Genomic DNA, 21,584 nt, shown 5'->3' with positions numbered 1-21,584 from the left:
GAGATGGCAATTTATAGATTTAGAGTTACTTTTGAAGATTATGAAGATGTATATCGTGAAATCGACATGCCTTCAAAAAGTACATTTATAGAGCTACATGAGGAAATCCATAAATCAACAGGGTATGCTGCAGATGCATCTTCCTCTTTCTATGTGAGCAATGATCAATGGAAAAAGGGAACAGAGATCGCATTTAAGCCTACACAGCGTAAGAAAGATGCTGAGGTGTTGTTGATGGAGAATATCCGTTTAAGTAAGTTTATCGATGATCCACATCAGAAATTTTACTACGTTTACAATTTTGATCGTCCTTATGATTTTCAGGTTGAGTTGATCAAGATTCTAAAAGAAGAGGATGGCAAGGATTATCCGGCGCTGTTTAAGTCTATGGGTCAGGTTCCTAAAACAATGACTGCTGCTAATTTTCCAGTATCAGATGCTGTTGAAGAGGATGAGTATGTGGAGGAGGATGATACACAATATGGTGTAGACGACGAAGACGAACTGGACGGCTTTGATAGCGATGATGAGGAGGAAGATGAAGATGGGGGAGAAGAGCGTGAAGAATCCAACGGCTACGAAGACGAATATTAATTAAGAATACTTCACAGGCCATTTTCAGTCTGTGGAGTGCTATATTATATGGCAAATAGAAAAACATTGATAGCCATTGTGGGGCCAACTGCTGTTGGTAAGACTGCAATGGCTATTTCATTGGCTCAATATTATAAAACAGCGATAATTTCCGCAGATTCCCGTCAGTTCTATCGGGAAATGTCTATAGGTACAGCAAAGCCTGATCCGGAGGAACTCCATGCTGCACCACATTTTTTTATCGACTCGCATACAATCACGCAGGATTATTCTGCAGGAGATTTTGAGCGGGAGGCCTTACAGAAACTGGAAGAGTTATTCCAATTGCATGAGGTCGTGATTATGGTAGGTGGTTCCGGCTTATTTGTCCGCGCTTTATGTGAAGGATTGGATGATCTGCCTAAGGCTGGTGATGAAGTGCGCGAGCGACTTAATCATGAACTTGCCACTAATGGATTGGAAGTCTTAAAAGATCGATTGAAAAGCATCGATCCTGCCTATTTTGAAACTGCAGACATCGATAATCCACAACGTGTAGTTCGGGCTCTTGAAGTTTTTGAGGCGACAGGCAAACCAATGTCCTTTTACCACAAGAAAGAAGTTGAGAAAAGACCTTTTGACGTACTTACAATAGGACTGCATATGGATCGGGCTCAGTTGTACGAAAGGATCAATTTGCGTGTGGATTTGATGTTGGCCAAGGGCTTATTGGATGAAGTGAAAGCTTTACTTCCCTTTAGGACGAAGCCTGCATTGCTCACTGTGGGGTATGCGGAGTTGTTTGATTATCTGGATGGAAAACAATCTTTGGCAGAAGCTGTAGAAAAAATCAAACAAAATTCGAGGCGTTATGCCAAGCGGCAGATCACCTGGTTTAAAAAATATGGTCATACACATTGGTTCCAATCCCAGGAGACAGGCGCTATCATTGATTTTATTCAAAAGGAGCTGAGGGGAGAGCATTCCTAAGGATCTGACTGGAGAGAACTTGGAGTTTAGATAGATGAAATAAAAAAAGCCTTTGTTATTAATAACAAAGGCTTTTTTTATTTCATCGTGGAAATTACTTCACTAAATAGTTCCATCCGAATGGATCTTCTACTTTGCCATAACGCAAGTCGTTAAGGTAATTCAAAACACGATTTGAAAACTCGCGGCCCTCTACTGGCGGCAAGTGATAATCTTGTCCTTCAAAACCGATACGGCTGATATCCGTAATTGTGGCTGCAGTACCAGCTGCGAAAGCTTCCGTTACTGTACCGGCTTTAATACCGTCAATTAGTTCTTGAATAGATACCTTTCTCTGCTCGGCTTTATAACCCCATTTCTCCGCCAATTCCATAATTGTACGGCGTGTTACACCGTGTAAGATAGTATCACCATGTGGTGTGATAATCGTATCTCCAATGCGGAAAATAAGATTTGCCGTACCTGCTTCTTCAATATATTTATGTTCAGAAGCATCTGTCCACATAATTTGGTCATAACCTTCGTCATTAGCCAATTGTGTTGGGTAAAGCGATAAGGCATAGTTACCTGCATTTTTAGAAAAACCAACACCACCCTCTGCTGCACGTGTATAGTAGGTCTCAACTTTTAAGCTGATTGCTTTGCTGTAATATGCGCCTACAGGGCCAGTGATAATGATAAATTTGTATGACTTAGAAGGGTGTACACCTAATGCTGCTTCTGTTGCGAACATAAAAGGACGGATGTACAATGATGAACCTTCTTTTGCCGGGATCCAGTTACGGTCGATGTCCAATAGTTTGCTTAGACCATCCATAAAAATTTCCTCAGGTACCTCCGGCATTTGAAGACGTGCGGCAGATTTGTTGAATCTTTCCCAGTTTCTGTCCGGACGGAAGATACTCACTGTTCCATCTGCAAATTTATAAGCTTTGATTCCTTCAAAGATCGCTTGACCATAATGTAATGCGGACATCGAAGGACTAATACTGATATCTCCATAAGGGACGATGCTGACATCTTTCCATTCACCGTCATCATAGTTTGCGACCAGCATGTGGTCGGATAAAATCTTTCCGAATTTTAGATTGTCGAAATCTACTTGCGAGAGTCTTGAATTTTGAGTTGGCTCTACGCGAATTGAATAGTTCTCTGTCGCGTTCATCTTATTTTTTAATTACTTAGGCTAAGTTAGGAAAAAAATGAAATATAAGTTGCACCTATAGCCTGATAATTTACTCGCCTTGATATGCCTGTTATTTCGGACAGTTGTTCCCTATTTTACTACACTTTTTTTTGAAATGGAAGAATTTAACTTCATATCTCTCGGTTAGTCTGTATTAATAATTAAATGTGTTAATTTTTTATTAATTAACACGGTTATTTCATATTATGGCATAAAGTTTGGCTGTAAAGAATGCGGCCATATAGATGGGCTTTTTGGTCCGCAGTAACGCTATAAAATCACTTATCATAAAAATAAACTTAGTATGGAATTGACTCACAGTCTTAACAAAAGTAGTGAAGTAACATCAGGTGATAATCGCTCAGTGTTACAGGGTGAAGTTGAAGTTCAGAAGAAAGGTATTTCTATGAATTTTATCCTTGGTTTTTTTGTTTTTTTATATAAAACGGCAATTAAACCTTAACAAACCTCCATTATAGTCTAAGCTTTCTTGAGCTTATCAATCAGACGAACGCAAAGCCGTTCTCAAAAAACAACAAAACAGCAATATGAGATTAGCCAAAATATAGGGAAACCCAGGAAATTTTGGCTAATCTCCAGCCGAAAGCACTGATTTTATTCAGCTAATATCTTTAATAAAGGATCGAGGTATTCGCGGCTATTGCTTAATCTTGGAACCTTATTTTGTCCACCTAGCTTACCTCTCGATTTCATCCATTTATAGAATGTATCTTCGGGTGCGTTGTGTACAATAGGTGGACGAAGAGCCATATTCTTAAAACGTTTGGCGTCGTAATCGGAATTGATTTCACGGAGTTTTGCGTCTAATATTTCACAAAAACGCTTAAAATCATTGGGTTGTTGCTCAAATTCGATCACCCATTCATGTGCTCCAGCTTCAGCATCTTTAAAATACACAGGTCCGGCTGTATAATCTTTTATACGTGCCTGTGTTAATTTGCTCGCTTCGGCCAGCGCCTGTTCGGCATTGTCAACAATAACCTCTTCACCAAACGTATTGATGTATTGTTTGGTGCGTCCGGAGATCTGAAAACGATATGGCGATAATGAAGTGAATTTGATGGTATCTCCGATTTTATAACGCCATAAACCAGCGTTAGTAGAGATGATCAACGCATAGTTTTTACCGAGCTCCACCTGATCCAAACGTAAAGTAGACGGATTTTCCTCGTGCATTCGCTCTGTCGGTAAGAATTCGTAATAAATACCATAATCTAACATGAGCAGAAGATCTTCCGAATCAGATTGATCCTGTAAACCAAAATACCCTTCTGAGGCATTATAATTCTCAAGATAATACATGTTGTCCGAAGGGATCAATTTTTGGAATTGCTCGCGGTATGGCTTGAAGCTCACCCCGCCATGTCCATAAAACTCTAGGTTTGGCCAGACCTCCAAGAGGTTGTCTTTGCCTGTAATTTCAAGGATACGCTTGGCCATAACAATATTCCAGGTCGGTACGCCGGCTAGGCTGGTTACGTTTTCTTTAATCGTTATTTGGGCAATTTGCTCAATTTTCTCCTCAAAGTTGGGATTTAAAGTAACCTCCATATTGGGAGTTCGCTTAAATTCAGCCCAAAAAGGAAGGTTACGGATGAGGATCGATGAAAGGTCCCCATAATAGGAATCTGGACTGAAGTTGTTTATTTGCGAGGATCCGCCAATAACGACAGATTTTCCGGTAAAAACGCGGTTTTCGGGTCTATTATGGCAATAGATCGTCAGCATATCCTTGCCGCCCTGAAAGTGACATTCCTCAAGCGCTTCTTCGCTGACAGGAATAAATTTGCTGCGATCAGATGTGGTACCCGAGGATTTTGCAAACCATTTGATATCGGAGGGCCACAGGATATTCTGTTCGCCTTTTATCATGCGGTCAACATAACCTTTGATATCATCATAATCCTGTATTGGGACACGTTCCTTGAAAATCTCTGGTGTCAATATACTGGTGTAGTCGTATTTTTTTCCCCATTCCGTCGCCTCAGCAGTGGCAATTAAACTTTGAAACCATTCTTCTTGTACATCGTGTGGGTATTTCATGAAAAGTTCAATCTGGTGGATTCTTTTTTTCATGAACCAAGTAAAAATGGAGTTTAATAAGGCCATAGGGGGAGATCTGCTTTAATCTTTAAAATTTTTTCCTTCTTAATTCAAAATGTCGACCGAGGTAAAATTTACGGGCGAGCTCATTATCTGCAATTTCCTCAGGTGTACCTGTCAGCATGATCTTTCCTTCAGTCAGGAGATAGGCCCTGTCCGTGATGGATAATGTTTCCTGTACGTTGTGATCGGTAATTAAAATGCCGATATTACGGGTTTTGAGTTTGGCCACAATCGTCTGAATTTCTTCCACGGCGATCGGGTCAACCCCTGCAAAAGGCTCATCCAAAAGTATAAAGGATGGATTTGCAGCTAATGCTCTCGCAATTTCGGTACGTCGACGCTCCCCTCCGGATAACAAATCACCTCTGTTTTTACGGACACGGTGTAAACTGAATTCGGTAAGCAATTCTTCCAGTTTCGCCAGACGCTCCTCTTTATTCGGATAGTGGATTTCTAATACAGCCAAGATATTGTTTTCTACAGAAAGTTTCCGAAAGACGGAAGCCTCTTGGGCTAAATACCCTATGCCACGTTGAGCACGCTGGTACATTGCATCTTGCGTAATTTCTTGATCATCGAGGAATACTTTACCTTCATTGGGCTTGATAAGACCAACAATCATATAGAAAGAGGTGGTTTTTCCTGCTCCATTAGGCCCCAATAGTCCGACAATCTCTCCTTGTTCTACATGGAAGGAAACATTGTTGACAACGGTGCGTTGTTTGTATTTTTTTATGAGATGTTCTGCCTTTAAAATCATCTTCGTGGAATGTCTTGTGTTTTATGGTATGCTTTCATACATGGTATTCAATCCAGTATGTGGGTTCTTTGCCTCGGACAAATCTTGTGTAAATATATTTAATATCTTCTTACTATTGCAATACTAATACTTAATCCCTTTGATGTTTAGCTGTAAGTTTCTTTTGTTGCGCCACACATTCTCTTCAATGCTGTAGCAGATGTCGAAACTTTGTCCGGAATTGATATGCGTGATATGTTCGGCCAGACCAAAACCGATACAGTCAAATGAAGGGGAGTCTTCCTGAACAACCGTCATTTTGAGATGATTGGTACCTACTATAAAGGCTTGTCCTACTGCGTTTACTTTTTTACTGAGGAATATAGGGGCTTCATTCTGGGGACCGAAAGGTTCAAACTGTTGGAGAATCCGAAAGAATTTAGCGTCGATGTCCTTCAATGCTAATTTTGCATCGATTAAAATTTCCTGCGTAAGCATTTCCGGACTGATACGTCGCGATACCACTTCCTCAAAACGATCTTGGAATAATGTGACATTATCTAAGGACATCGTTAGTCCAGCAGCATATTTATGACCACCAAATTGTTCCAATAGATCAGCGCATTCGCTCAACGCCTCATATAAATCAAAACCCAGTACCGAACGGCAGGAACCCGCAATATGACCATTTGTTTCAGTCAATATAATTGTCGGACGGTAATATTTTTCGGTCAGGCGGGAGGCTACGATGCCAATGACCCCCTTGTGCCAGTCTGCTTTATACAATACGGTGGATTTACGGCTTTTAAGTAGGGCATTATCTTCAATGAGCGCTAGTGCTTCTTCTGTTATTTTGAGGTCAAAGTCTTTACGTACATTGTTTTGATCATCTATGCTCGAACTAAAATCTTTGGCTTCTTGCAGCGATTTGGAAATCAATAGTTTGACGGCGTCTTTAGCGTGATCTATTCTGCCCGCAGCATTAATACGGGGTCCGATTTGGAATACAATGTCGTTAACAGTAAAGATCTTTGTTCGATTATTTGATAAATCAATCAGTGCCTTTAGTCCAACGCAGGGATTCGTATTGAGTTTAATAAGGCCAAAGTGGCTGAGTATTCTATTTTCACCGGTAATAGGAACAATGTCCGAAGCAATACTCACGGCGACAAGATCCAAAAACTGATAACAGGCATTGATATCCATGCCGTTGGTCAGGATAAAAGCTTGAATTATCTTAAAGCCAATTCCACAGCCCGAAAGTTCTTTGTAAGGGTACTCACAATCCACACGCTTGGGATCCAATACGGCATAAGCCTTGGGTAGCTCTTCACCAGGGAGGTGATGATCGCCTATAATGAAATCAATTCCTTTGCTGTTTGCGTAATCTATTTTATCGATTGCCTTGATACCGCAGTCCAGGGCGATAATCAAGCTGAAACCATTGGCTGCTGCGTAGTCGATTCCTTGTGTAGAGATGCCATAACCTTCGGCATAGCGGTCTGGTATATAAAACTCCAGCTGGCTATGAAATTCCCTGAAAAAACTATAAACAACGGCTACTGCTGTGGTACCGTCTACGTCATAGTCTCCATAGATGAGTATTTTTTCTTTGTTGCCGATGGCCTGGATAATACGGGTGATGGCTTTCTCCATATCCCGCATCAAAAATGGATCGTGCAAATCCGATAATTGAGGTCTAAAAAACTGCTTTGATTCGTCAAAGGTCTCAATTCCCCTGCTTACGAGCAACTCTGCTAATACAGTGTTGATGTTTAATTCCTCGCGCAGTTTGTTGGTTATTTTGACATCAGTTTTAGATTTTAGTACCCACCTTTTTTGCATATCTTTGCACAATATTTTAAGTGTAAATATACGTTTTAAGGCTGGACTTACCTAATTCCTAAACCTGGTATTGGTCTGCTGTTGCTTAACGTGCATATTCCCAATGTTTTAAATATGGTGCAGGCTTATTCTTTATATGAAGGTTCTTTTTCAGTAGACAAAAGCAGAAAATTTATACCTTTTGACCCGTCAATAGACAATCCACAGGACCGGCCAGGTTCCCTATTTATCCAAGTTCACCCTTTTTTGATTGAAACTGATGCGGGGCTTGTGCTATGCGATACTGGTTTGGGCTATACCGATAAAAATGGCGGGCTGCAGTTGCATCATAATATCCGTAAATTGGGTTTCAGACCAGATGATGTGAAATATGTGTTAATGTCTCATCTTCATAAAGATCATGCTGGTGGGATGGTGACATTTGAAAACGGGACTGGTCGCATTGCATTTCCAGAAGCCGAATATATCGTCCAACGTGGCGAATGGGAAGACGCCTATTCAGGCATCTCCAGTTCATACAGGACCGAGATTTTTGATGTGATTCAACGCAGTGGAAATTTGGTTTTGGTGGAAGGTGAAGGAAGAATAAATACAGAAATCAGCTTCGCGCTCAATGGTGGACATACCGCACATCATCAGGCATTTCATATTCAAACGAGTGATCAGCATTATTTCTTTGGCGGTGATGTACTGCCTGAGCCCGAAGAAATTTTTCATAACTATGTCGCCAAATATGATTTTGATGGCCGGCGCTCCCAAGCCTTGCGTCAGGAGTATTGGGCGGAAGGCGCAGCAGCAGGCTGGATTTTTTTATTTTACCATTCAAAAAATATCACCATTGGCCGTAGTCAGATCCGAGAAGATGGAACCTATAAACTGATTGACGCGAAGTCATAAAAGAAAAACCTCCATGGCCTATTCGGCACATGAAGGTTTTTAGGATGGTTTTAGTAGCCTGGATTTTGCGGGAAGGCTGCACCGGTATTACTGTCAATAACTTCCTGCGGTATCGGCCAAAGAATAAATTCTTTCTTGACGACGGCTTTCGACTGCGGATTCAGTGTCTGCACCCGACGTAGGAAAATATCCTCGCCAAAACGGGCAAGTGTCATGCGGCGCATTTCCTCGCCAATAAGTTCTCTTGCGCGTTCGTCTAGAATGAAGTCTGCATTAACCGCTGAAGCATCAATTAAGGAGGCTTTCGCACGGGCACGGACAGCATTGATGGCATCTTTCGCTTGTGCGGGTTTATTGGCACGCCAGTAAGCTTCAGCCAACAGCAGGTAAGTCTCCGCCAAACGCACTTTCACGCGATCCTTCATATTTCCTTCAAATGCAGGATCGACAGCTGTTTTTCCATAGAAAAATTTGGTAGTTGTCGGGAAGACATTGCCCGACTCCTTGATCGCGTCCGTAAGTTCGATTTTCTTTCCATAGAGTTCAGGTACGGAAGGATCGTTATAATACCAATCACGTTTGATATTGAAAGAGGAGTTTCTGACATCTTGTTTTTCATAACTATCCAGCCACCATTGATAAGGACGTACATGACCAAGACCTCTTCCACCAAGGGAATCAGCCAAAGCAAATCCTTTTTGCTGTGAATAGAAAGGTACCCAGGCACGTTTGCTCCAATCGGTGTAACGGTCACCGCCGCCTTGTGTGTTGTACTCTAATTGGATGGCCCAGATTGTTTCTTGGTTACCAGAACCTCGATTTTGATTGTTTTCGATAAACATATCGTGGAAATAATCTCCAGCTTTATCTTTTTCGGCGCCGAATCGCTGGTCATTTAATTTAAAGAAACCGCTTTGAATCACTTTGTTGGCTGCCTCCGCAGCTAGATCTGGCTGTCCAGCTTCGATATATGCCTCTGCAAGGTAGTGTAAGGCAGCCCATTTTGTCAATTTACCCTCCTGAATGGTTCCTGGATTGTCAGGTAGATTTTCGCTCGCGTATTTAAGGTCTTCAATCATGTGCGTCAAGATTTCAGCTTTCGGTGTGCGGGTGAAATCGCGGCGTGGTGTTTCGGATACTTTGTCTACCCAAGGCACATCGCCATACAGATTGATTAAGTAACGATAGCTATAGGCGCGGAAGAAACGGGCCGTGGCTTCCACACGTTTTGGATCGTTTTCTTTGTCTGTCCAGCTGATACCATCCTTTTTTAGGGCCTCTAGGATCGTATTGGTATTACCAATAAATCCGTAGGCATATTTCCAATAATTGCGGACATAAGACGAAGCAGGATTTAGCGTATAATTGCTAAAAGGAGCCAATGTAGCGTCTGTACCTGTGGTTTTGATGGCAACAATATCTGTTCCGACCTGTAGTGCCTCTTGCGGAGTTGCTCCCTGGGAAAAAATACTTCCGTTCCAGGTCAGGAACTCCATGCGGGCATAAGAATATAAGCCATTTAGACCAGTTTCGAATCCTTTTGTATTAATATAAGTATTATCTGGCGATTGAAAACTGCTGGTGTCTTCATTTAAGAAGTTCTTGCTGCAGCCTGTGAAAAGTAAGGCGAGGCCAGCTAGCATTGTATATAAAGTTGTATTTCTTTTCTTCATGATGTTGATGTGTTTAGAATTGGACATTTACTCCCAATGAGAATGTTCTCGCAACAGGATAAGGACTGGCAATATTTGTCGTTGTTGGATTACCTGTCGTCGAACTTACGCTCAATGCCTCTACGTTGTAACCTTTGATTTTGGAGAATGTATAAAGGTTACGGGCGTTGATAAATGCTTTAATAGAAGATAGATTCAGTTTTTTTAGAAAATCTCCATCAAAGGTATAACCCAGGCTAAAGTCTCTGATTCGCCAGTACGATGAATTGATGTAGTAGGTGTGGTTGTTTACAGGAGTGTATCCAGGCGATGGAATATCTGTATTTGTATTCTCTGGTGTCCAGTAAGGCATATCAGCAAGGTAATTGGCCCCATTATTAGGTAAGAAACGTTCGATATTTTTGAAATCATCTACTTTCGTCCCACCAAAAGCTCCATTCATAAAGAATGATAGGGAGAAATTCTTATAGGTGAAATCATTGCCGATACCTAGTGTATAAGGGGATATTTTGTTTCCCATCATGGTGCGGTCACTGGCATCAATTTTACCATCGTTATTCAAATCTGCTAGCTTGGCGTCGCCGGGTTTCGCTTTAGGTTGATAGGAGTTTGCGATGTCGTCGCCCTCTTGCCATACACCAATGACCTTATAGTCGTAGAAAATACGAATTGGCTTTCCGATTAACCAGGCATTGGTCAAATCGTCTTTTCCATCAGCGCGCAGTTTCGTGATTTTGTTGTTGTTATAGGCAAAGGTTGTATTAACATTCCATTGAAAATTATCGTTTTTGACCGGTATGGCATTCAAAGTAACTTCGATTCCTTTATTGGAGGTCTCCCCGATATTGGTTAAAATGGTATTATAACCATTCATGACAGGGACCTGTTCGCTTAATAAAAGATCCGATGTTTTGGATGAATAGTAATCGATCGTTCCGGAAAGTCTATTTTTAAGGATACCAAAATCTAAACCAAGGTTTAACGAAGCTGTAGTCTCCCAAGTTAGATTGCTTCCACGGCCATTGAAATTCATCACAAGTCCTTTGACCGGGTCAAGACCATAGATATAATCTACGTTGGTCAGACGGTCGTAAGTTTGGTAAGGTGATACGGCCTGGTTTCCATTTTTACCATAAGAAACACGAAGTTTTAACAGATCGAAATAGTCCTGCACATTTCCTTCTTTAGAAATTACCCAGGCTCCTGCAATGGATGGGAAAAATGCATATCGGTTGTTGACAGAGAATGCACTATAACCATCCGAACGACCGGTCAAAGTTAATAGGTAACGATCCTTAAAAGCATAGTTGATTCTTCCCATATAGGAAATCATGGCCGTATTTTGGAGGTTGGATTCGATCTTAAGGTTTTTTGACGCAGAAGCCATGTTGTTATACCCAGCATCTGATACAAAATCGTCTCCATTCATCTTCGAGGTTTTGAGATTTGTTTTCTGTGAAGAATAGAGGCCCACGACATTGATCTTGTGGTCACCAAAGGTACGATCATAGGTCAAGAGATTTTCCCAGGTCCAATCCCAGAAATGCTCATTGTAAATTGAACCGGTACCATTCACGCCACGTCCAGTAACTGTATTTGAACCGTAGTAAGAGTTTTCGTTGATATTTCTGTAGTTTGTTCCGAAAGTAGTTTTGAAACTTAATCCTTCAATAGGGAGTTTCACATCAAGCCAGGTATTGGCATAGACTGTTCTTCGTGTCTGATCCCATTGGCCTTTTTCGTCTGCGAAAGGATGTGCCCAAAGTGTTTGTGCGTACATTGGGTACGTAACAGCAGTACCATCAGCCTCGCGGTTTTTACTATAAGGAGCGAGTTTGACAACGCTCTCAAGGTTGGGCTGCACGCCATCGCGGTTGCCTTGCGACGCTTGCATGGTCATTCCTAACTTTAACCAGGAGCTTAAACTCTGGTTGAGATTTAGGTTGACATTGTATCTTTCATACGGGGTGTTTTTTACCACGCCATCTTGATTGAGGTAACTGACAGAAGCATAATAATCGGATTTATCCGTTCCGCCTGAAAAGCTGAGCTGATGTTCCTGAACTGGCGCTCCGCTATTGAATACTTCATCCTGCCAATTGACTTCTTCCCCTTTTTTGTACTGTTCCAAAACGTTGGCAAAAAGATAATTCTCCGGATTCAGCTGGTCGCCGGTTTTTCCTTTTGAAGCCTGGTAATCACGCATAAATTGGATGTACTGTGGACCATTCATCAATTTAAGGCGGCGTTCTACACTTTGAACCCCAAAATAACCATTGTAATTGATGCGCGCTTTTCCTGCTGCTCCTTTTTTCGATGTGATGATGATGACACCATTTGCCGCTCTTGAACCATAGATTGCAGTAGACGAAGCATCTTTCAATACGGAAATACTGGCAATTGTATTGGAGGAGATATCACCTAGGGAACCGCTAAAAGGAATACCATCTAAGATAATTAACGGGGCGTTGGAAGCTGAGATCGAGTTCTCGCCCCGAATATTGATGGATGCTGTTTCTCCGGGTTTGGCAGATCCTGAATTGATCGCTAGACCAGAAATTTTACCTTGAAGTTTGTCGACAACATTTGGAGAGTTTATTCGTTCCAGTGATTTTGCTTCTACTGTCGCGATACTTCCTGTTAAATCGCTTTTCTTCTGCTTTCCATAACCTACGACCACGACTTCATCCAAAACATCCTCGGACTTCGTCAAGGTTATTTGTGCTGCTTGTGATGCAGAAACTTCTTTCGCTGTAAATCCGATGGAGTTAAATGTGAGGATGGCACTCTTTGAACTGACGCTCAGGGAGAAGACGCCGTCTTGATTGGTTGTTGTTGCTGCCGCTTTGCCTTTCTCGGAAACGGTAACGCCGCTTATTGGTTTTCCGGTTTCGTCAACGACCTTGCCGGAGATAACTTGCTGGAAAGGTGAACGGACGGTTATAGCAACCAAATTGCGTGGATTTGCTACCCCGCAAATAGGTGCTGCTAATGACAAGATTGATAAGGGTGTCAGTAGGATGAGATGACTCTTTTTGACCATAGGTGTGTAATTTAGATTCAGTAAGTGTGTAATTTAGATTCAGCAATTATAAAGAAATAAAGCGTTGTCAATTCTTTGCTTGTTGGAACAAACGATTGCATGAACTACGAAAACGTTATAGAAATCGGCATTTGTAATGAAAATGGAAGCTAATTGGATCTGGTCCGATCTGATCTAACAGGCTAAGCGTTTGAGCTGACACTTTAACAGCTAGGAAGTAGACTTAGTAGGGTGTTTAAGATGGAGTTGTCAAGTAGTCTTAGGTAGAAAATCTGGAAAAATAGGTTAAAAAGGTTGTTTTTCAGCTGTTTTTTTAGTATTTTGGGATAATTTGCTTCTTTTAGCCCATTCCGTCAGATGCCTGCGGATTCGTTTAAGATTGATTTTTTGGGTAAATTTGTATTTTAGTAGCTAAGGGCTAACGCTGTTTTTTCTGAAAGCAGTTATTTTTATTGATTCGTGTTTTTTTAAGAGGTATCAATGAGCTTGTTGCACTTGGTTATTGGCAAGAAAGAACCTTTTTTGTTTCCATCACTTTTGGAGCACACAAAATTTTGGAGGTTTTATTATTAGTATTTATTTAAATAGAAGATTATGTCTATTGTAAGAGAGTCCGATCTGATTGGAATTGGAAAAAAATTTCAAATTGAAACCGATGCTGGAGACAACATGGTTGTTGTTATCCATGACGATGGCAGACGGGAACTTTATCGCTATGATGACGAGGAGCACGAGTCACGTTGCGTTATGACGCTAAATGACGATGAATCTCGTCAGATCGCAGGTATTATTGGTGGCCTGTCCTACAAGCCAAAGGCTTTGGAGACAATTGAGGTTGCTTTGGACGATTTACGTATAGAATGGTACAAGGTAGAGGGTAAAAATGAAGGTGCCGGAAAGACAATTGGCGAGCTGGAAGTTCGTCAGCGTACCGGTGCTTCGATCATTGCTGGCATACGGGATGATGACACGGTTATCAATCCTGGACCATCTTATTTGATTAGCCCGGGTACAACCCTCGTCATTGCCGGAAAGAAGAATAATATCAAACTTTTAAAGGAAATTTTACTGTAATTTATGCTATCACATACCTTAATTCTGGAAATTGGAATCGCTGTAGGACTTGTTGCCATTGTTGGCCTGATTGCCAATAAGCTTAAGTTTTCTGTTATTCCGTTTTTCATTATCATAGGTATGGTGTTGGGGCAGCACGCCCCGCAAGTTGGCATGGTGGATTTAACATTTACAGAAAGTAAGCCCTTTATAGATTTCATGGGGCGGTTGGGCGTATTGTTCCTGCTGTTCTACCTTGGCCTTGAGTTTTCAGTCAATCGGCTTATTAAGTCCGGTAAAGCAATTGTGACCGGAGGGACAATTTATGTCTTACTGAATTTTACCTCAGGCTTATTGATCGGATGGTTAATGGATATGCCTTTTAAAGAAATGATGGTGCTATGTGGCATTATGACAAGTTCATCCACAGCTATTGTTGCAAAGGTTCTGACAGATCTTAAACGTACGGCTAACCCTGAGACAGAGGTTATTATGGGGATGATTATGTTCGACGATCTGTTTATCGCAATGCATATTTCTTTTCTTTCGGGTCTGATACTGACGGGGAGCAGTTCGTTTTGGACAGTTGCCGGTACTTCGCTGCTTGCCTTGGGATTTATATTGACCTTTTTGATCTTGGGCAGAAAACTGGTTCCTTCGATCGACCGTCTATTGAAAGAGAAAACTTCCGAATTATTCATATTGATCATCTTTGCGCTCCTTTTTATTGTCGCGGGATTTTCCGAAACGATTCATGTGGCAGAGGCTATTGGCGCGTTGATGGCCGGATTGGTGCTGGCGGATTCGCAATACATCAAAAAGATCGAATCGATGGTGCTACCCTATAAGGATTTCTTTGGCGCCATGTTTTTCTTTAGTTTCGGATTGTCTATTGATATTATGTCGCTTGGAGGTGCTGTATTGTGGGCTTCGATTGCAGCGCTGGTAACGGTGATGGGCAATCTTGCTTCGGGCTATTTTGCGGCGAAATTTTCGGGTATGAAACCAAAAACCTCATTTGATATTGGCTTTACTCTTTCAGCCCGTGGCGAATTTTCCATTATTATGGCAAATATTGGTAAAGCAGGGGCTTTATTACCGGTTATTCAATCCTTTGTGGTCGTATATGTGCTCATTCTTTCCATTGTATCCCCACTATTGACCAAAGAGTCACGCAATCTGTGGAAATTGCTTTTCGGTGCGGATGCCAATAGCGCCAAGCCTTTGAAAAAGCTGAGTGATTTGGAAAATAATCAGGGAAGGTAAACCCGTGGATAGGCTACAGCTTTTTGTGGGTTGGTCACAAAATAGGTGGTGCTAAAAAAATCAAGCCAAACTTTTTGAGCATCTAAAGCTCAAACGATCTTTTAGAAGAGGTATATAGAATATATAAACAAAACAGGGCTATCCAATATTTTTGAATAGCCCTGTTTGTATGATTAGGTGCTAAATTTTACAGAAAACCTAATTCTAGCTTTGCTTCTTCAGACATCATATCTTTGGTCCAGGGTGGATCAAACGTCAATTCGACCAATGCTTCTTTGACGCCTTCAACGCCAGCAACTTTTTCCTGTACTTCATTCATAATTTCGCCAGCTACCGGACAGCCCGGAGCAGTTAGCGTCATCACGATCTTTGCAACCCCCTCTTCCTTGGTAATGATTTCATAGACAAGCCCCAAATCTACAATATTTGCCGGTTTTAGCTCGGGATCATAAATCGTTTCCAGTACAGCTTGGATTTGCGGTGCCAAACCCAGTTTATCTAATACGATGATACTCATTTATTCAATTTTTTATCGTTAATAGCGTCCTGATAGATCGCCAATAATTTTTCTTCATTTATTTCAGGAGTAAAATTACTAAAATAATAAGCTTTGCTGGTCTTTCTTATCTCATCTTTTTCACTTGTCGACTTTGTACTCCAGGTTGTCAGGCACTGGATGATATCTTTTTTATTGTGGGGGTCGAAAGTCTCTCCTGTTTTGCCGGGAATGACCAGTTCGGGCAATGGACCTAGATTGGAGCAAAGCACGGCAGTCCCGACGGAGTAGGCTTCAAGGATAGTGATTGGCATGCCTTCAAAACAAATTGAAGGAACGAGCAGCGCCTGTGCATTTGCTATCAAGGGAAGTATTTCAGCCCTGTTTTTAAAGCCTAAGTAGGAAATATTAGGTTGATCTTTGATCCGCCGAATGACCTCCTCTTCGAGCGGGCCGCCGCCAATAATTCGTAATTGAAAATCTGTGCCAATAAAGGCGTCAATCAGATTTAATATCCCCTTTTCGTCCGAAAGACGACCGACGTAAATAAAATAAGGCTGCGTAATGTCTGGTGTTATTGCAGTAGGGAAGACAAAGTTGGGTTTAATATCAAATTGTGTTGATGGGAGTCCTAAAGTTGATCCAACAAAGATTTTTTTTGCAAAGGAGCTTAAGGTGATGTAGCGATTTACCTTTTTCCAAGTTCCGATTTTTCGATGAAACCAATAATTCAGCGCAAGAAGAAATGTTTTTACAGTCGAATTATTAAATGCTTTTTGTCGAACGGCCGTCCAGGGAAATCCTTCTTGGAGTGAGTCCAGAAAAAGATGGTTGTGGTGGTACAACGTCGCCGAAGGGCATAGTAAACGGAAGTTATGCAAGGTCATGACCTGTGGGATGCCAAGTTTAGCAATCGTACGTACGATGATCGGACCCGCAGCATAATGCGTGTTGTGAATGTGAACAATGTCCGGTTTAAATGCTTGAATTGTTTTCTTGATGTGCTGAGCTGCACAGATATTCCAAAAAGATCCCAATGTCTGTAGTGCACCCCGCCAGCCCTTTTTATTCTGAAAGGTCAGTCTGTGGACCTCATGTCCCTGAGCGAGGAGAGAAGATTCTTGCTGGAATACAGTGTCTTCACCACCAGGAGCTTGGTAAAATGTATGGATAATCAGTATGCGCATAATAAAAGACTTATACAAATGTACAATTTTGGGGTGACTTCCTTTCAAGGGACAAAATTGCCATTTCTATATGATTATTGCTATATTCGCAAGATTCGATCGTAAAGATATATGCAACATTTACAACAACTCGTGATAGAGGCGATAGAGACAAGTCAATTTCCTGAAACACCATCAAATTTATATGATCCAATACGGTATATATTGACTTTGGGCGGAAAGAGGGTTCGACCGGTGCTGACATTGATGGCCGCCGAATTATTCGGCATGCAAGAGATGGATGAAATTATCCCTGCTGCCAAAGCAGTGGAGTTTTTTCACAACTTTTCACTGATCCACGACGATCTGATGGATAAAGCTCCTTTGAGAAGAGGTAAAACAACAGTTCACGAAAAGTGGGATGCTAATATTGCGATATTGTCTGGCGATGGACTGTTGGTTAAAGCCTATGAGGAAATCTCAAAGTGTAATCCAATTTACCTGCCTGCGACCCTTAAAATTTTGAGCAAAGTAGCGATGGAAGTATGTGAAGGGCAACAATTGGATATGGATTATGAAAGCCAGGACGCGCTCACAATGTCTGAATATTTGGAGATGATCCGTCTAAAGACCTCAGTGTTATTGGGTGGAGCATTGCAGCTCGGTGCCATTCTGTCTGGAGCAGATGAACAGCAGCAGCAGCTGATCTACGAATTTGGCGAGAATGTAGGTTTAGCATTTCAATTGCAGGACGATATCCTGGATGCTTATGGAGACCCAGACACCTTTGGAAAGATCGTTGGTGGCGATATTATGATCAATAAAAAAACCTTTTTACTGGTGAAGCTGATGGCGGTGATTTCGGACGAAGATAAGACAGTCTTACAACGTTTATTGGAAGCTACCATGGAGACTGTTCCGTCAAAAGTAGCTGATATGCTTGCATTATACGAGAAGTATGGGATTAAAACAGCAGCGGACGAATTGAAGGATATCTATACACAGCGGGCTTTTGAAAAAATGGAAGCATTGAATGTACCAAATGATCGTAAAGAAGCGTTATTAGTGTTAGCAAATAACCTTTTGGTGAGACAGCAATAAGTATTAATTCTATTAAAATTCGTATCTTGCCATTAAATGGTTATTTTGTAAGAAAATAATTAAATAAATTTTTAGATTACGTTCATGGAGCCTTTAAAAATCACCGTATTTCAAGCATATCTATTCTGGGAAAATATAGAGAAGAATCTGAATAATCTCGCATTGAGACTTTCCTCATTGCGTGAGAAAACGGATGTTATTATTCTCCCCGAAATGTTTAATACGGGCTTCACGAACAATGTTGAAAAATGTGCTGAACCTGCAAATGGGCCTACCACAAGATGGTTATTTGAAATGGCAAGCTCGCTGAATTGTGTTGTTGCAGGTTCATTGATCATTGAAGAAGGTGGAAAATACTATAATCGTTTTGTATGGATGTTTCCAGACGGGAAATATGTTAAATATGATAAGCGACATCTTTTTGGATTATCGAAAGAAAGCGAATACTTCGAGCCAGGTAATGAACGCATCTTAGTGGATATCAAAGGATGGAAAATTTGCCCAATGATTTGCTATGACCTTAGATTCCCAGTCTGGTCGAAAAATCAAAATGGAGCATATGATATCTTAGTTTATACGGCGAGCTGGCCAGACAAACGCTCCGCGCACTGGAGAGCCCTTATTCCTGCGCGTGCGATAGAAAATCAGGCTTACGTCGTTGGGGTCAACCGCGTTGGGCACGATGGTAATGATATTTACTATTCCGGCGGTTCGATGTGTATATCTCCACTTGGTGATGTGGTGTATTACAAACCGGAAGACGAGGATCTGTATACGTTTACCTTAAATCCGAATGATCTATTGGAAGCTCGTGAGAAATTCCCTTTCCTGAAAGACTCTGACTCTTTTACTATTGGCTAACTCCCTCTAAAATAGGTATAATTGCAAGCAATTATTTTGTTTGTATCCTTTTTATTTATTAAATTCAGTCTAGTATAAATCAAATTTTTATGATTTATCAACATCTACTGATGACATGTTGATAAAATTTTGTTTGAGAGAGCTATATTAAAACGTAATTTAGGCTAACTATTAGCCAAAATACGTTTAGTTTTTTTCTCATGTTGTATGAAAGCCGACGTTTTATTGTTGCAATAAGTTGCGTAAACAACCATAACCATTATTCATATGTTGGACCAAGATTTAGTATCACAAGAGTATTTTTATAATTTCCTAACTGGAAAATACTCAATTGCAGTTATGCGGAGATTACAGCGTAATCTCAAGGAGGCCGGGTTAAACATTACTTCTGAACAATGGAGTATCATGTATAATCTGTGGGTAGAAGAGGGGCTTACCCAGCAGGAACTGGCTATTCGCACATTTAGAGATAAACCCAGTGTGACTCGCTTAATTAATAACCTGGAACGGGTAAATCTGGTTATCCGTGTTAATGATAAAAATGATAGACGGTCCAATCTGATCTATCTGACAAAAACGGGGCGAAAGATGAAAGATGAAGGGATGAAGCAAGCAAAAAACACGATCGAACAAGCTCTAGGGGGATTGGCCGACGATCAGATTGCCTTGTCAAATACGATTCTGCATCGCGTACTGTTTAATCTGAAATAAAAGATAGCTAGCTGTCTGACCTTTTTTAGTGTCTAACCTATCGACCAGCAAGAACCTTCGTTTGCTTTCATTGCGGTTGGTGCCTGTAAAGGCATGAAGATTTTGTAAGGAAAGTCTAAAGACATAAAAAGTCCCCTATGTAAGAAGAACATAGGGGACTTTTTTATAGGATTGTTAAGTATTAATCTTCAAAGAGCTTGCTTTCGAAATCTGTATGGCTGTTGACCAATTTGCCTTCCGTTCCGAAATAGATTTCTTGAAAGCTTAGTGTCCGGATGGCATCCACTTTACGATAAAATTTATCGGCCGATACATCCGATAGGGTCTTGAAACCACAAGCTTCCATAATTTCGACCGTAGCACGTAATGTGTTGCGGTGGAACTGAGCAACGCGCACATATTTATCGTTTACGTCGAGTCCTTTGTATAAATGCGGCTGTTGTGTGGCAACCCCTACAGGACAGACGTCTTCATTACATTTGAGTGCTTGAATACAACCTAAAGCGAACATCATACCGCGAGCACTATAACATGCATCTGCGCCTAAGGCAATGACTTTTAAGATGTCGAAGCCCGTTACAATGCGGCTTGATACAATAACTTTAACGTGTTTTTTTAAACCAAAGGCAATCAAGGTTTTCGTTACAAATGCCAATGCATCGTATAGTGGCATCCCTAAGTTATCTGTAAACTCCAGTGGAGCAGCTCCGGTGCCACCTTCCGATCCATCCACGGAGATAAAATCAGGGAAGATCTGCGTGTTTTGCATGGCGTGACAGATGTCGATAAACTCATGTTTGTCGCCAATACAAATTTTGAAGCCGATAGGCTTTCCACCGGATAGCTCGCGTAGCTGTTGTATGAAGTGCATCATTTCAGTTGGCGAGGAGAAAGCACTATGTGCTGGAGGCGACATCACATCTGTTCCAGGAATGACGTGACGAATAGCAGCGACCTCAGGTGTATTTTTTGCCGCTGGAAGAATACCTCCGTGACCAGGTTTGGCCCCTTGCGAAAGTTTCAACTCGATCATCTTCACGTTTTCACGATTGGATTTTTCTTTGAAAAGTTCAGCGTCAAATTTTCCTTCCTGATTACGACAGCCAAAATAACCTGTACCGACCTGCCAAATTAAATCACCACCATTGTTGTGGTAGTCACTGATCCCCCCTTCTCCGGTATTGTGTGCAAAGTTTTGAAGTGCAGCACCTTTATTCAATGCAGTGATTGCAGTTTTACTCAACGCTCCGTAACTCATTGCCGAGATGTTAAACACACTTAGGCTATAAGGCTTTTTACAGGCCGCATTTCCAACGGTAGTACGCAGATCGTGGTTTTCGATATGACAAGGGAAAACAGAGTGCGCAGCCCATTCGTTCCCCACAGCCTGCGGATCAGTCTGCATACCAAATGCTACAGTTTCACGCTGATTTTTAGCACGTTGGTATACGATCGAACGCTGTCTTCTGTTGAAAGGACGTCCATCCATGTCTGATTCCCAAAAATATTGTCTCAACTCAGGACGAATAGATTCGAAGATATAACGGAAATATCCAACTAAGGGATAATTGCGTAGGATGGCATGTTTGGTCTGGAAACTATGATATAACGCGATCAATAGCAATGGAAATGGAATGATAAGCAGCCAAAACCAGCTTGATGTAAATATAAATCCAAATGATACAATGATTAAATTAATCACAATCATTATTGAAAGAATGAGTTTTCTAACTTCCATAGAAAATACGATTGTTTAGTTTTAATTCGCTATTTTAATATTTAGCCCAACTGATTATTTTAGTACTCAATTAGCATTCCAAAATGCGCTTTTGGACGAAGCAAATGTACTAAAGTTCC

The 21,584-nt window shown here is 41.2% G+C and carries 18 protein-coding genes; 9 read left to right on the top strand and 9 right to left on the bottom strand.

Annotated features, from left to right (window positions below; translation table 11 throughout):
* Positions 1-3 precede the first annotated feature (3 nt).
* Entirely contained in the window at positions 4-594 is a 591-nt protein-coding gene (locus AB1Z56_RS17735) for an IS1096 element passenger TnpR family protein (RefSeq protein WP_309365867.1), read from the top strand.
* 48 nt (positions 595-642) lie between these two features.
* A complete protein-coding gene (gene miaA / locus AB1Z56_RS17730) occupies positions 643-1,563 on the top strand; it encodes a tRNA (adenosine(37)-N6)-dimethylallyltransferase MiaA (RefSeq protein ID WP_426789780.1) in 921 nt (306 codons plus the stop codon).
* A gap of 94 nt (positions 1,564-1,657) precedes the next feature.
* Here miaA and AB1Z56_RS17725 read toward each other — a convergent pair whose 3' ends face one another.
* Positions 1,658-2,728, bottom strand: a complete 1,071-nt coding sequence (locus AB1Z56_RS17725) for a branched-chain amino acid aminotransferase (protein ID WP_046672808.1) — start codon at positions 2,726-2,728, stop codon at positions 1,658-1,660.
* 325 nt (positions 2,729-3,053) lie between these two features.
* Between AB1Z56_RS17725 and AB1Z56_RS17720 the strand changes: the two genes are divergently transcribed.
* Entirely contained in the window at positions 3,054-3,212 is a 159-nt protein-coding gene (locus AB1Z56_RS17720; RefSeq protein WP_157698580.1) for a hypothetical protein, read from the top strand.
* A 152-nt stretch (positions 3,213-3,364) separates the two neighbouring features.
* Here AB1Z56_RS17720 and AB1Z56_RS17715 read toward each other — a convergent pair whose 3' ends face one another.
* The 3 genes from AB1Z56_RS17715 to recJ form a co-directional block, all read right to left on the bottom strand.
* Entirely contained in the window at positions 3,365-4,879 is a 1,515-nt protein-coding gene (locus AB1Z56_RS17715; protein ID WP_309365869.1) for a GH3 auxin-responsive promoter family protein, read from the bottom strand.
* Between the two features lie 22 nt (positions 4,880-4,901).
* Positions 4,902-5,636 carry an LPS export ABC transporter ATP-binding protein gene (gene lptB, locus AB1Z56_RS17710; RefSeq protein ID WP_028072074.1) on the bottom strand — a complete coding sequence of 245 codons (735 nt, stop codon included), beginning with the start codon at positions 5,634-5,636 and terminating at the stop codon, positions 4,902-4,904.
* Positions 5,637-5,759: 123 nt separating this feature from the next.
* Positions 5,760-7,460, bottom strand: coding sequence for a single-stranded-DNA-specific exonuclease RecJ (gene recJ / locus AB1Z56_RS17705; RefSeq protein ID WP_313269161.1), 1,701 nt, complete (start codon positions 7,458-7,460; stop codon positions 5,760-5,762).
* Positions 7,461-7,574: 114 nt separating this feature from the next.
* Here recJ and AB1Z56_RS17700 point away from each other — a divergent pair, with 114 nt between their 5' ends.
* Entirely contained in the window at positions 7,575-8,357 is a 783-nt protein-coding gene (locus AB1Z56_RS17700; protein WP_426789779.1) for an MBL fold metallo-hydrolase, read from the top strand.
* Positions 8,358-8,407: 50 nt separating this feature from the next.
* On the opposite strand, the gene AB1Z56_RS17695 is transcribed toward AB1Z56_RS17700, so the two are convergent.
* Positions 8,408-10,030: a RagB/SusD family nutrient uptake outer membrane protein gene (locus AB1Z56_RS17695; RefSeq protein ID WP_309365871.1), complete on the bottom strand. Its 1,623-nt coding sequence runs from the start codon at positions 10,028-10,030 to the stop codon at positions 8,408-8,410.
* A 13-nt stretch (positions 10,031-10,043) separates the two neighbouring features.
* On the bottom strand, positions 10,044-13,073 hold the full coding sequence (locus tag AB1Z56_RS17690; RefSeq protein WP_426789778.1) for a SusC/RagA family TonB-linked outer membrane protein: 3,030 nt from the start codon (positions 13,071-13,073) through the stop codon (positions 10,044-10,046).
* Between the two features lie 594 nt (positions 13,074-13,667).
* Here AB1Z56_RS17690 and AB1Z56_RS17685 point away from each other — a divergent pair.
* Both AB1Z56_RS17685 and AB1Z56_RS17680 read left to right on the top strand, forming a co-directional pair.
* On the top strand, positions 13,668-14,147 hold the full coding sequence (locus tag AB1Z56_RS17685) for a cation:proton antiporter regulatory subunit (RefSeq protein WP_046672804.1): 480 nt from the start codon (positions 13,668-13,670) through the stop codon (positions 14,145-14,147).
* A gap of 3 nt (positions 14,148-14,150) precedes the next feature.
* Entirely contained in the window at positions 14,151-15,392 is a 1,242-nt protein-coding gene (locus tag AB1Z56_RS17680; protein ID WP_309365873.1) for a cation:proton antiporter, read from the top strand.
* Between the two features lie 187 nt (positions 15,393-15,579).
* Here AB1Z56_RS17680 and AB1Z56_RS17675 read toward each other — a convergent pair whose 3' ends face one another.
* Both AB1Z56_RS17675 and AB1Z56_RS17670 read right to left on the bottom strand, forming a co-directional pair.
* Positions 15,580-15,909, bottom strand: coding sequence for a metal-sulfur cluster assembly factor (locus AB1Z56_RS17675; RefSeq protein ID WP_309365874.1), 330 nt, complete (start codon positions 15,907-15,909; stop codon positions 15,580-15,582).
* Positions 15,906-17,075, bottom strand: coding sequence for a glycosyltransferase family 4 protein (locus tag AB1Z56_RS17670; protein WP_426789777.1), 1,170 nt, complete (start codon positions 17,073-17,075; stop codon positions 15,906-15,908). The genes AB1Z56_RS17675 and AB1Z56_RS17670 overlap by 4 nt, the downstream gene beginning before the upstream one ends.
* Before the next feature lie 111 nt (positions 17,076-17,186).
* On the opposite strand from AB1Z56_RS17670, the gene AB1Z56_RS17665 reads away from it, so the two are divergent.
* The 3 genes from AB1Z56_RS17665 to AB1Z56_RS17655 all read left to right on the top strand — a co-directional run bounded on the left by AB1Z56_RS17665 (position 17,187) and on the right by AB1Z56_RS17655 (position 19,727).
* The gene (locus tag AB1Z56_RS17665) at positions 17,187-18,155 is read left to right on the top strand and encodes a polyprenyl synthetase family protein (RefSeq protein ID WP_426789776.1); all 969 of its coding nucleotides are present in this window, start codon (positions 17,187-17,189) and stop codon (positions 18,153-18,155) included.
* A gap of 84 nt (positions 18,156-18,239) precedes the next feature.
* Positions 18,240-19,016 carry an amidohydrolase gene (locus AB1Z56_RS17660; protein WP_046672799.1) on the top strand — a complete coding sequence of 259 codons (777 nt, stop codon included), beginning with the start codon at positions 18,240-18,242 and terminating at the stop codon, positions 19,014-19,016.
* Positions 19,017-19,355: 339 nt separating this feature from the next.
* Positions 19,356-19,727, top strand: coding sequence for a MarR family winged helix-turn-helix transcriptional regulator (locus tag AB1Z56_RS17655; RefSeq protein WP_309365877.1), 372 nt, complete (start codon positions 19,356-19,358; stop codon positions 19,725-19,727).
* A 181-nt stretch (positions 19,728-19,908) separates the two neighbouring features.
* On the opposite strand, the gene AB1Z56_RS17650 is transcribed toward AB1Z56_RS17655, so the two are convergent.
* Complete coding sequence (locus tag AB1Z56_RS17650) at positions 19,909-21,465, bottom strand: FMN-binding glutamate synthase family protein (RefSeq protein WP_309365878.1); 1,557 nt, start codon at positions 21,463-21,465, stop codon at positions 19,909-19,911.
* Between the last annotated feature and the right edge of the window lie 119 nt (positions 21,466-21,584).

Source organism: Sphingobacterium sp. WOUb80, from assembly GCF_050058145.1.
GTDB lineage: Bacteria > Bacteroidota > Bacteroidia > Sphingobacteriales > Sphingobacteriaceae > Sphingobacterium.
Note: the sequence above shows the minus strand (reverse complement) of the source record. Positions and strands in the feature narration are given on the sequence as shown.

Bases quoted from the DNA above. Each gene is read 5' to 3' on its own strand.
- AB1Z56_RS17670 (WP_426789777.1), bottom strand. From the start codon at position 17,075: ATGCGCATACTGATTATCCATACATTTTACCAAGCTCCTGGTGGTGAA.
- AB1Z56_RS17695 (WP_309365871.1), bottom strand. From the start codon at position 10,030: ATGAAGAAAAGAAATACAACTTTATATACAATGCTAGCTGGCCTCGCC.
- miaA (WP_426789780.1), top strand. From the start codon at position 643: ATGGCAAATAGAAAAACATTGATAGCCATTGTGGGGCCAACTGCTGTT.
- lptB (WP_028072074.1), bottom strand. From the start codon at position 5,636: ATGATTTTAAAGGCAGAACATCTCATAAAAAAATACAAACAACGCACC.
- AB1Z56_RS17675 (WP_309365874.1), bottom strand. From the start codon at position 15,909: ATGAGTATCATCGTATTAGATAAACTGGGTTTGGCACCGCAAATCCAA.
- recJ (WP_313269161.1), bottom strand. From the start codon at position 7,460: ATGCAAAAAAGGTGGGTACTAAAATCTAAAACTGATGTCAAAATAACC.
- AB1Z56_RS17700 (WP_426789779.1), top strand. From the start codon at position 7,575: ATGGTGCAGGCTTATTCTTTATATGAAGGTTCTTTTTCAGTAGACAAA.
- AB1Z56_RS17680 (WP_309365873.1), top strand. From the start codon at position 14,151: ATGCTATCACATACCTTAATTCTGGAAATTGGAATCGCTGTAGGACTT.
- AB1Z56_RS17715 (WP_309365869.1), bottom strand. From the start codon at position 4,879: ATGGCCTTATTAAACTCCATTTTTACTTGGTTCATGAAAAAAAGAATC.
- AB1Z56_RS17725 (WP_046672808.1), bottom strand. From the start codon at position 2,728: ATGAACGCGACAGAGAACTATTCAATTCGCGTAGAGCCAACTCAAAAT.
- AB1Z56_RS17660 (WP_046672799.1), top strand. From the start codon at position 18,240: ATGGAGCCTTTAAAAATCACCGTATTTCAAGCATATCTATTCTGGGAA.
- AB1Z56_RS17735 (WP_309365867.1), top strand. From the start codon at position 4: ATGGCAATTTATAGATTTAGAGTTACTTTTGAAGATTATGAAGATGTA.
- AB1Z56_RS17665 (WP_426789776.1), top strand. From the start codon at position 17,187: ATGCAACATTTACAACAACTCGTGATAGAGGCGATAGAGACAAGTCAA.
- AB1Z56_RS17720 (WP_157698580.1), top strand. From the start codon at position 3,054: ATGGAATTGACTCACAGTCTTAACAAAAGTAGTGAAGTAACATCAGGT.
- AB1Z56_RS17690 (WP_426789778.1), bottom strand. From the start codon at position 13,073: ATGGTCAAAAAGAGTCATCTCATCCTACTGACACCCTTATCAATCTTG.
- AB1Z56_RS17655 (WP_309365877.1), top strand. From the start codon at position 19,356: ATGCGGAGATTACAGCGTAATCTCAAGGAGGCCGGGTTAAACATTACT.
- AB1Z56_RS17685 (WP_046672804.1), top strand. From the start codon at position 13,668: ATGTCTATTGTAAGAGAGTCCGATCTGATTGGAATTGGAAAAAAATTT.
- AB1Z56_RS17650 (WP_309365878.1), bottom strand. From the start codon at position 21,465: ATGGAAGTTAGAAAACTCATTCTTTCAATAATGATTGTGATTAATTTA.